The 9,234-nt window shown below is 66.2% G+C and carries 8 protein-coding genes; 5 read left to right on the forward strand and 3 right to left on the reverse strand.

The genetic code is table 11. The features are described from left to right. The first annotated feature begins 282 nt into the window (after window positions 1-282). Together ACUXVH_RS22660 and ACUXVH_RS22665 are read left to right on the forward strand one after the other, a co-directional pair. Window positions 283-1,389, forward strand: a complete 1,107-nt coding sequence (locus tag ACUXVH_RS22660; protein WP_065363781.1) for a DNA alkylation repair protein — start codon at window positions 283-285, stop codon at window positions 1,387-1,389. Window positions 1,390-1,405: 16 nt separating this feature from the next. Continuing rightward, a complete protein-coding gene (locus ACUXVH_RS22665) occupies window positions 1,406-2,446 on the forward strand; it encodes a DUF6602 domain-containing protein (RefSeq protein ID WP_011060790.1) in 1,041 nt (346 codons plus the stop codon). A 36-nt stretch (window positions 2,447-2,482) separates the two neighbouring features. On the opposite strand, the gene ACUXVH_RS22670 is transcribed toward ACUXVH_RS22665, so the two are convergent. Together ACUXVH_RS22670 and ACUXVH_RS22675 are read right to left on the reverse strand one after the other, a co-directional pair. Continuing rightward, window positions 2,483-2,857 (reverse strand): hypothetical protein, encoded by a 375-nt coding sequence (locus tag ACUXVH_RS22670; protein WP_011060789.1) that lies wholly within the window; start codon window positions 2,855-2,857, stop codon window positions 2,483-2,485. A gap of 31 nt (window positions 2,858-2,888) precedes the next feature. Then, complete coding sequence (locus ACUXVH_RS22675) at window positions 2,889-3,518, reverse strand: TetR/AcrR family transcriptional regulator (protein WP_065363780.1); 630 nt, start codon at window positions 3,516-3,518, stop codon at window positions 2,889-2,891. A 155-nt stretch (window positions 3,519-3,673) separates the two neighbouring features. Between ACUXVH_RS22675 and ACUXVH_RS22680 the strand changes: the two genes are divergently transcribed. Further along, window positions 3,674-5,188 (forward strand): MFS transporter, encoded by a 1,515-nt coding sequence (locus tag ACUXVH_RS22680; protein ID WP_176707107.1) that lies wholly within the window; start codon window positions 3,674-3,676, stop codon window positions 5,186-5,188. A 180-nt stretch (window positions 5,189-5,368) separates the two neighbouring features. Further along, on the forward strand, window positions 5,369-6,304 hold the full coding sequence (locus ACUXVH_RS22685; RefSeq protein WP_065363778.1) for a phytanoyl-CoA dioxygenase family protein: 936 nt from the start codon (window positions 5,369-5,371) through the stop codon (window positions 6,302-6,304). 6 nt (window positions 6,305-6,310) lie between these two features. On the opposite strand, the gene ACUXVH_RS22690 is transcribed toward ACUXVH_RS22685, so the two are convergent. Then, window positions 6,311-7,204, reverse strand: coding sequence for a LysR family transcriptional regulator (locus ACUXVH_RS22690; RefSeq protein WP_011060785.1), 894 nt, complete (start codon window positions 7,202-7,204; stop codon window positions 6,311-6,313). Between the two features lie 131 nt (window positions 7,205-7,335). On the opposite strand from ACUXVH_RS22690, the gene ACUXVH_RS22695 reads away from it, so the two are divergent. After that, window positions 7,336-8,982 carry a GMC family oxidoreductase gene (locus ACUXVH_RS22695; RefSeq protein ID WP_065363777.1) on the forward strand — a complete coding sequence of 549 codons (1,647 nt, stop codon included), beginning with the start codon at window positions 7,336-7,338 and terminating at the stop codon, window positions 8,980-8,982. Window positions 8,983-9,234 lie beyond the last annotated feature (252 nt).

Genomic DNA, 9,234 nt, shown 5'->3' on the forward strand with positions numbered 1-9,234 from the left:
GCCAGGCCCTGCGCCACCTCGCAGGAGTCGGCTTGCCGGTGAAGGCGGTCTCAAGGACGCCGGGGAATGATCTGAGGGCCGTGGTGTACCCTTCGCTGGCAAGCCAGCTCCTACAGGCCCGGCACGACACACCGTAGGAGCCGGCTTGCCGGCGAAGGCGGCCTCAGCAACACCGCAAAACGATCTGCATGACGCAACACGCCCTCCGGCGGCTACCGACAGATTCTGTCAGCAGAGGGCGTGTAGAGTGGACGCCGCCCCGGCTTTGAATGGATACGCCCCATGAGTTCTACCCAAGAGCAGGCCCCCGCCCTCAAGGAAATCTTCAACCAGCAGCGCCTGATGCATATCGCCGACGCCATGCACGCGGTGCATCCGGCCTTCGACCGCCAGGGGTTCCTGCAACGGGCCGGCCACGGCCTCGCCGAGCTGTCGCTGATGCAGCGCCTGGCCCGGGTCAGCGAGAGCCTGCACCAGGTACTGGGCCTGGACTACCCCAGCAGCCTGGAGCTGCTGCAAGCCCTGGCGCCGCGCCTAAACAGCCGCTTCGTGTGCATCTTCCTGCCCCACTACGTGGCCAGCTACGGCCTGCATGACTTCGAGCTGTCCATGGCGGCGCTGAAGTACTTCACCGGCTTCGGCTCATCGGAGTTCGCCGTGCGCCACTTCTTGCGCCAGGACTGCCAGCGCACGCTGGCCGTGATGCACGAGTGGGCCACGGACAGCGATGAACACGTACGCCGCCTGGCCAGCGAAGGCAGCCGCCCGCGCCTGCCCTGGTCGTTCCGCCTGGAGCAGTTGCAGGCCGACCCGCAACTGGCGGCGCCGATCCTCGAACACCTGCGCAATGACCCCAGCCTGTACGTGCGCAAGTCGGTGGCCAACCACCTCAACGACATCACCAAAGAGCACCCGCAGTGGGTCCTGGAACGTCTTGAAGGCTGGCCCCTGGAGCAGCCGCACAGTGCCTGGATCGCCCGTCATGCCTTGCGCAGCCTGATCAAGCAGGGCGACCGCCGGGCCCTGGCGCTGATCGGCGCCGGGGCCCGGGCCGAGGTCCAGGTTTGCCGCTTCCAGGTGGCCCCCGGGCAATTGCGCCTGGGGGACAGCCTCAACCTGTCCCTGACCCTGGTCTCCACCTGCTCGCACGAACAGCGCCTGGTGGTGGATTACGCCATCGACTACGTCAAGGCCTCCGGCGCCACCGCGAGCAAGGTGTTCAAGCTCAAGACCTTCACCCTGCAAGGCCTGGCCCAGGTGGAGCTTGGCCGCAGCCAGCAGATCCGCGAACTGACCACCCGCCGCCACTATCCGGGGCGCCACGGCGTGCGATTGCTGGTCAACGGCGAACCCCTGGCCACAGGCCATTTCGACTTGCTCGTCCCCTGATCCCCAAGGAAGCCCCATGGCAATCATCAGCAAATGGGCGAAATCCATCGCCCGGGTCCTGGAAAGCAGCTTCAGCGTCAGCAGCACCATCGCCAGCCACTCCGGCGTCCTCGGTGACGCCCGGGAGAGTTTCATCCGTGACGTCCTCAAGCGCTTTCTGCCGAGCAACATCAGCATCGGTGCCGGGCAGATCATCGACTCCGAAGGGAGCATCTCCAAGCAGATCGACCTGATCATCTACCGCAACGACTTCCCCACGCTGCGTACCTTCGGCTCGGCGGACGTGTACCTGATCGAAGGGGTGATCGCCACCGTGGAGGTCAAGTCCCAACTCAACGAGAAGAGCCTGTTCGAGGCGCTGGAGAACGGCAAGTCGGTGCGCAACCTCAAGCCCTCGGTGCTGCGCCACTCCCTGGACGAGTACAGCGCCCGCATCTATGGACGCGACTATCAGAACCTGACGGTGTCGCAGATGAATTCGGTCATGGGCCTGGTGCTGCCGCCAGCCTATGTGTACGGGTATCGAGGTTACCCCGGCAGCAGCCTGGAGCTTTTACGCAACAGCCTGAACGCCTGGCACAACATCCCCGACCGTGCCGGTGAACTGGACGTGACCCTGATGCCCGAGGTCATTGCCACCCAGGGCTGTGTGACCCTGAAGAACCTCAACAACCACCTGGCCCTGCCCCGGCCCGGCGCCGCCGACCTGGAGGCCTGTCGCCAGAGCTACAACACGGCCATGTCCAGCAGCATGAGCAAGCAGGAATTCTTCGGTTGCTTTCGCGAAAGCAACGCTGAGAGCTTCGACTACGGTATCGCCATCAAGGCCTACGAAACGCCGCTGCAATACCTGATTTCCAGCTTGCTGGAGGCGGTGACCTCACGCATCGGCTACCAGCAACTGGGGGGGACGGCGATCCAGTACAACCTGTTGAAATACCACCTGACTGAAGAGATGGAGGGCGGCTGGTCCGGCGCCGCGATCAACCTGACCCGGGTGCGTGATCCCAAGCTGGATCTGGCGGGCAAGTTCGGCTTGTGGAAGGCCGGGGCCTGAAGCGATCGACAGGGCCCGCAAACCGCGACTGGGCGCTCAGCCCGCCGTGGCCTTCGTGGGCAGCGCGATCAAGTGCTCGCTGCAGCCGAAGCCACCCACTGCGTCGTCGTACCAGAACACTTCCACCACCGCGATGCAGCCGTCATAGGACTGCCCTACCAGCGTGCCGTCGGCCTTGAACACCCGCAGGTAGCCGCCAACGCTGTAGCGCGAGCTGTCGCCATCGCCGGGCATGGTCATGGTGGGAATCCAGGTGCGCCAGCTGAACAAGCGGTACTTCTGGTAGTAGAAGGCCTGGTCGGCGCTGTAGTCGCGGCCCTGATACGGCGTGCCGTAGTAGAACGAGCCATAGGCCTGGTACGCTAGGTACAGCGCCAGCGCGGCGCCGAGAATGAGGTTGATCTTTTTCATTGCAGGGTCGTTCCTTTTACCCGTGGAAACATCAAGAAGGAGGCAGGCCCAGCATGCGCAGGCACGCCTGGACAATGGCCTCGGCCAGGGCCCGGCCATCGTCCTCGCCGGCGGCGATCACATCGTCGGTGGCGCCATGCACCCCGGCGTAGATCAGCGAAGCGATCACCCCTGGCTGGGCCAGGGACCAGCAGCCGGCGCGCTGGCCGCCTTCGAGAAGGCCCAGCAACTGCTCGAGGATCGCGTTCTTTTCCGGGTTGCCGCGGTCGTGATGATGGTGGTTGAGGTAGACGATGTCGTGCAGGCGGTAGGTGTCGAGGTAGGCCTGCACGCTGGTGCGGATCCAGCTGCTGAGCTGCGCCACCCAGTCGTCCTCGGGGCAGGCCGCCACCGCCTGCTCCAGGCGCTGCAGGTAGTGCTGGGTATAGCGTTGCCCCAGGGCCACCAGCATGTCGTTCTTGGATTGGAAGTAGTGATAGAAGGTGCCCTTGGCCACCTCGGCGCGCTCGACGATCTCGCTGATGGTGGTGGCTTCCACGCCCTGGATGAGGAACAGGTCTTGGGCGGCGGCCATCAGCTCTTCCAGGCGTACTTCGGCCGGTTTGGTGCGCGGCCGCGGCTGGGCAGCGCGCTTGGCAACCGGGGAGGTTTTGACACTCATGAACGAATCCGGGCTGTTCGACAAAGGCCGCCATTCTAGGGGATTTGTGGGGGAAAAGAGAGTTGAGAATCTTTTTCATTCCCCATTGACCGACGGTCAGTCGAAATACTATGCTCGCCCTGCAAGCCCATTCCAGACCTTGCGGGAGATACACCATGCAGCGCTATCGTCGCCCGGCCCTGGTCGCCGCCGCCTACCTCGGAACCTTCCTGGCGTCCCTCGACATCAGCATCGTCAACGTGGCCCTGCCAACCTTGCAGCAGGCCCTGGCCACCGACCTGGGCGGCCTGCAATGGGTGGTCAATGCCTACGCCATCTGCCTCTCGGCGTTCATGCTCTCGGCAGGCCCCCTGGGGGATCGCTTTGGTCACAAACGCTGCTGGCTGATCGGTGTGCTGCTGTTCTGCCTCGGCTCGGCGCTGTGCGCGCTGGCCCAGGAGCTTTCGCTGCTGCTGGCCGGGCGCGCAGTGCAGGGGCTGGCCGGGGCCCTGCTGATTCCCGGGGCGATGCCGATCCTCAGCCACGCCTTTCCCGAGCCTCGGCAACGGGCCCACGTGATCGGCGGCTGGTCGGCCTTCAGCGCCCTGGCCCTGATTCTCGGCCCGCTGCTAGGTGGCCTGTTGCTGGAGCACCTGGGCTGGCAGAGCATTTTCCTGATCAACCTGCCCATCGGCCTGCTGGCCCTGGCCCTGGGCGGCTGGGGCATCAGCGAGCGCAAGTACCCCCAGCACGCCGCGCTCGACCCCCAGGGCCAGATCCTCAGCGTGCTCTGCCTCGGGGCCCTGACCTACGGCCTGATCGTCGCTGGCGAGGACGGTTTCGGCAGCCGCGAGGCGCTCACCTCATTGCTGCTGGCGACGCTGGCGCTGCTGGCCCTGATCCAGGTCGAGCGTCGAGTGCAGCGGCCCCTGGTGCCCGTCACCCTGTTTCGCCAGCGGCCCTTTGCGGTGGCCAACCTGGCCTCGTTCATCCTCGGGTTTTCCTGCTACAGCAGCCTGTTCTTCTTCTCGATCTTCCTGCAGCAGATCCAGGGCTGGTCCGCCACCGACACCGGCCTGCGCATGCTTCCGCAGTTCGTGGTCACAGGTGTTGTATCGATGCTCTTTGGCCGCTTGCACCGGCGCATCCCCCTGCCCTGGCTGATGGTTGGCGGCTATGGCCTGGTAGGCCTGGCCATGAGCGCCATGGCCGGCTTCGATGCCCACACGCCCTACTGGCTGGTGGGTTCGCTGTTCGGTCTGCTGGGGCTGGGCATGGGCCTGGCGGTGCCGGCCACCGGGCTGGTGGTGATGGCCTGCGCACCGGCAGAGCGCGCCGGCATCGCCTCGGCCAGCATGAACGCCCTGCGCCAGACCGGCATGAGCGTCGGCATCGCCCTGCTCGGCAGCCTGATGAGCACCCGGGCAGTGCAAGTGCTCAGCGAATCCGGCGCCGCGGCCGGGTTCGACGGCGCCGCCGAACTGGCCCGGCAAGCGGTGACCGAACACCGCCTGCCGCTGCACGACCCGCTGTTCGCCGACCTCTATGGCGCCGCCATGACCAGCGGATTTGGCCTGGCCATGGCCCTGGCCGGTTGCGCCAGCCTGCTGGCCATGGGGCTGTTGCTGGGAACTCGCCAGCAAGCGGTCCGCGAGCCTGCCGGCAGCCCCGGCACCAGGCCGGCTCGTTGACAAGCGCCGTGGTGGCACCGACCCTCCAGGCCCGGGACCGCTACATCCGGCCTGACGACTAAGGCGCCGTCCTCCCTGCCCGATGTCGCAAAGGCGTTGCTCAAGGTCGAATCCAGCCTGCCGCCCCAGCGCGCACTGTCCATACTCAAGGGCCTTGTCCCCTGGTAATGGAATACCCCCGTGAACCTGCCACCGGTCCTGCCTGACACCGCCCCTGCCCTGGTCAACCCGCTACGCCTGGGCCAGGACGATCTACGGCATTTCAAGGAGCGTGGCTTCATCAAGCTGCGGGGGTTGTTGACGCCTGCGGCCATCCTGCAACTGCGCGAGCTGGCCAACAGCCAACTGCGTCCTGCCCCCTCGGGTACCTCGGCCCATGGCGACGGTTTCAGTCGCCTGACCCACCGGGTGACCCAGGTCGGCATCCTCGAACGCCTCTACCGGCAACCGGCCTTCGCCCAGGTGCTGACCCGCCTCAGCGGCTGCCGCCTGATCATGAGCGAGGCCCAGAGTTTCGAGCTGGGGGTGGGACGCTCGGGCTTTGCCTGGCACTACGACTCGCTGAACTTTCGCTACATCCGCCCCCAGGACCCGGCCTTCAGCCTGTGGATGCCGTTGCAGCCGATCCGCCCCGAAGTGCAAGGTGGCGGCATGGCCTGGGTGCCCCTGTCGCAATTCTCGGCCCAGGAGAATTTTCAGTTCTCGCGCCTGCTGGCAGGCAAACTGGCACGGGGCGAGTCGGTGGCCGAATTTTCCGCGCACCTGCGCCAGACCTACTGCACGCCCGGGGTGCTTACCGACGCCTTCGAGGAACAACGCATCGAAGAGGCCTTCGATCCTGGCGACGCCCTGCTGTTCAGCAAATACCTGTGGCACCGCTCCAGCCCCTTGCTGGACGGCGACCTGGAACGCCGCCAGGCCGTGACCCTGCGCCTGCTGGACTGGCGGGCATGCCTTGATCCACTGATGCAGGACGGCGAAACCCGCAGCGCCGGTGGCCTGGGCATGGGCCTGGACGGCGGCCCGCTGAACCCAGTGTCCTACGGCTCGCGCTTCGTCGATATCACGCCCGGGGCACCGATCCGCAGCTCGGTCCATTGCGGGCCGATCCTCTGATCCAGGCTAGATCTCAGGCCCTAGCAACACCTGCTGCTGCGCCGCACACTGCTCCACCAGGTAATCCCAGACCACCCGCAGCCGCACCGATTTGTGCAGTTCGCGGCGGGTGCTGATCCAGTAGGCGCGCTGGATGCTTTCCGCCGGCAGCAGCGGCACCAGTTGCGGATCGGCGGCGGCCATGTAGCACGGCAGCACGGCGATCCCCAGGCCGGAACGGGCCGCTTCCTGCTGGGCAATGACACTGGTGCTGTGGAACACCACCTGGGGGTTGCGGCAGAAGCTGTTGAGGAACATCAGCTCCTGGCTGAACAAGAGATCATCGACATAGCCGATCCAGGCATGCCGGCCCAGGTCCTCGCGGCTGCGCAAGGGCGGCGCGCGGTCCAGGTAGGCCTGGCTGGCGTACAGCGCCAGGCGGTAGTCGGTGAGCTTGCGGGTCACCAGCATGTCGGCGCTGGGGCGCTCCAGGTGGATGCTGATCTCCGCCTCACGGTTGAGAATGCTGACAAAGCGCGGCACCGCCACCAGTTCCACTTCCAGCCCTGGATACCGCTCGAACAGCCCAACCATGCGGCTGGCGAGAAACTTCACCCCCAGGCCCTCGGTGACCCCGACACGGATCTTGCCCAACGGCGCGCTGGACTGGGTGATCTCTTCCTGCACCAGCAAGGCGACGTTTTCCATGGCCTCGGCGTGCTTGAGCAGCGCTTCGCCGGCCGGGGTCAGTTCGTAGCCCTGGGCGTGCTGGACGAACAGTGCGGTGCCCAGGGCCTTCTCCACCGCCTCGATGTGCCGGGCCACCGTGGCGTGGGTGGTGTTCAGCCGTCGCGCGGCGGTCAGCAAGCGGCCGCTGCGTTGCAGCTCAAGAAAGAAGCGCAGGTCATTCCAGTCGAACATGGGGTTTCCTTGCCGGAGTCGAAGGCCAACGCTGTTAGAAAACGCACAGCAGGTGGGTAAAAACTAACATTCTTTTAACGAAAGCTAACAACTAGGATGGCTCCCAATAAGAACGAAAAACGAGGTTAAGGATGCTCCCTGCCTTTGACGCCTACGACTACATCGTGGTCGGCGCCGGCCCCGCCGGCTGTCTTCTGGCCAATCGCCTGTCGGCCAACCCCCAGCACCGTGTGCTGCTGCTGGAAGCCGGTGGCCGCGACAACTATCCCTGGATCCACATCCCCGTGGGCTACCTGTTCTGCATCGGCAACCCGCGCACCGACTGGTGCTTCAAGACCGAGGCCGAGCCCGGCCTGCAGGGCCGCAGCCTGAGCTACCCGCGGGGCAAGGTGCTGGGAGGCTGCTCGTCGATCAACGGCATGATCTACATGCGTGGGCAGGCTGCCGACTACGACAGCTGGGCCGCTGAAGGCAACCCGGGCTGGGGCTGGGACCAGGTGCTGCCGCTGTTCAAGAAAAGCGAGAACCACTTTGCCGGCGGCAGCGAACTGCACGGCGCCGCCGGTGAATGGCGGGTCGAGCGCCAGCGCCTGTCGTGGCCGATCCTCGATGCCTTTCGCAGCGCTGCCGAGCAGAGCGGCATTCGCACCATCGACGACTTCAACGGCGGCGACAACGAAGGCTGCGGCTACTTCCAGGTCAACCAGAAGGCCGGGGTGCGCTGGAACGCCGCCAAGGCCTTTCTCAAACCCATCGCCCAGCGCCCGAACCTGGTGGTGCTGACCGGCATCGAGGTGCAGCGGCTGATCCTCGAGGACGGCCGCGCCACAGCGGTGCGGGCCAGTTGCCAGGGGCGCCTGGAGAACTTCAAGGCGCGCCGCGAGATCATCCTCTGCGCCGGCTCCGTCGGCTCGCCGAGCATCCTGCAGCGCTCGGGGATCGGCCCGGCGCCGCTCCTGCAACGCTTGGGGATCGGCGTCAGCCATGCCCTGCCCGGGGTGGGCGGCAACCTGCAGGACCACCTGCAACTGCGCCTGATCTACAAGCTGGAGAACGCCCGCACCCTGAACCAGATCGCGGGCAGCCTGTGGGGCAAGATGGGCATGGGCCTGCGCTACCTGTATGACCGCAGCGGCCCGCTGTCCATGGCCCCCAGCCAGCTTGGCGCCTTTGCCCGCTCGGGCCCGGAACAGACCCGGGCCAACCTGGAGTACCACGTGCAGCCGCTGTCCCTGGAGCGTTTCGGCGAACCGCTGCACGCCTTCCCGGCCTTTACCGCCTCGGTCTGCGACCTGCGCCCGCAGAGCCGTGGCCGGGTCGAGATCCGTTCCGTGGAGGCCGGCGATGCGCCGCTGATCCAGCCCAACTACCTGAGCCACCCCGAGGACCTGCGGGTCGCCGCCGACGCTATCCGCCTGACGCGACGCATCGTCGGCGCCCCGGCCCTGCAACCCTTCAAGCCCAGCGAATACCTGCCCGGCCCCGAGCTGCAAAGCACCGAGCAACTGCACGAGGCCGCGGCCCGCATCGGCACCACCATCTTCCATCCGGTGGGCACCTGCCGCATGGGCAGCGATGCCCAGGCGGTGGTGGACGCACAACTGCGGGTGCACGGCATTGCGGGGCTGCGCATCGCCGATGCCTCGATCATGCCGCGCATCACCTCGGGCAATACCTGCTCACCGACCTTGATGATCGCTGAAAAGGCCGCTGAACTGATCCTTGCCAGCGTCCCCAGGAGCACCGTCCAGCACAAGGAGCCCGCCACCCCGGCATGAGCGCAGGAGCCGGCTTGCCGGCGAAGTAACCCCCAAGGCCGGCGCCCGGCTCACGGGCCTCTTCGTTGGCAAGCCAGCTCCTACGGGACAGCAGGAACAGATGCACCTGATGTAGGAGCCGGCTTGCCGGCGAAGGAACCCCCAAGGCCGGCGCCCGGCTTACGGACCTCTTCGCTGGCAAGCCAGCTCCTACGGGACAGCAGGAACAGATGCACCTGATGTAGGAGCCGGCTTGCCGGCGAAGGAACCCCC

The sequence above is a fragment of the Pseudomonas sp. 8(2025) genome (assembly GCF_052665325.1).

What these genes read in the sequence shown, in the direction of transcription:
- ACUXVH_RS22660 (WP_065363781.1), top strand. Translation starts at nt 283, where the DNA reads ATGAGTTCTACCCAAGAGCAGGCCCCCGCCCTCAAGGAAATCTTCAAC.
- ACUXVH_RS22665 (WP_011060790.1), top strand. Translation starts at nt 1,406, where the DNA reads ATGGCAATCATCAGCAAATGGGCGAAATCCATCGCCCGGGTCCTGGAA.
- ACUXVH_RS22670 (WP_011060789.1), bottom strand. Translation starts at nt 2,857, where the DNA reads ATGAAAAAGATCAACCTCATTCTCGGCGCCGCGCTGGCGCTGTACCTA.
- ACUXVH_RS22675 (WP_065363780.1), bottom strand. Translation starts at nt 3,518, where the DNA reads ATGAGTGTCAAAACCTCCCCGGTTGCCAAGCGCGCTGCCCAGCCGCGG.
- ACUXVH_RS22680 (WP_176707107.1), top strand. Translation starts at nt 3,674, where the DNA reads ATGCAGCGCTATCGTCGCCCGGCCCTGGTCGCCGCCGCCTACCTCGGA.
- ACUXVH_RS22690 (WP_011060785.1), bottom strand. Translation starts at nt 7,204, where the DNA reads ATGTTCGACTGGAATGACCTGCGCTTCTTTCTTGAGCTGCAACGCAGC.
- ACUXVH_RS22695 (WP_065363777.1), top strand. Translation starts at nt 7,336, where the DNA reads ATGCTCCCTGCCTTTGACGCCTACGACTACATCGTGGTCGGCGCCGGC.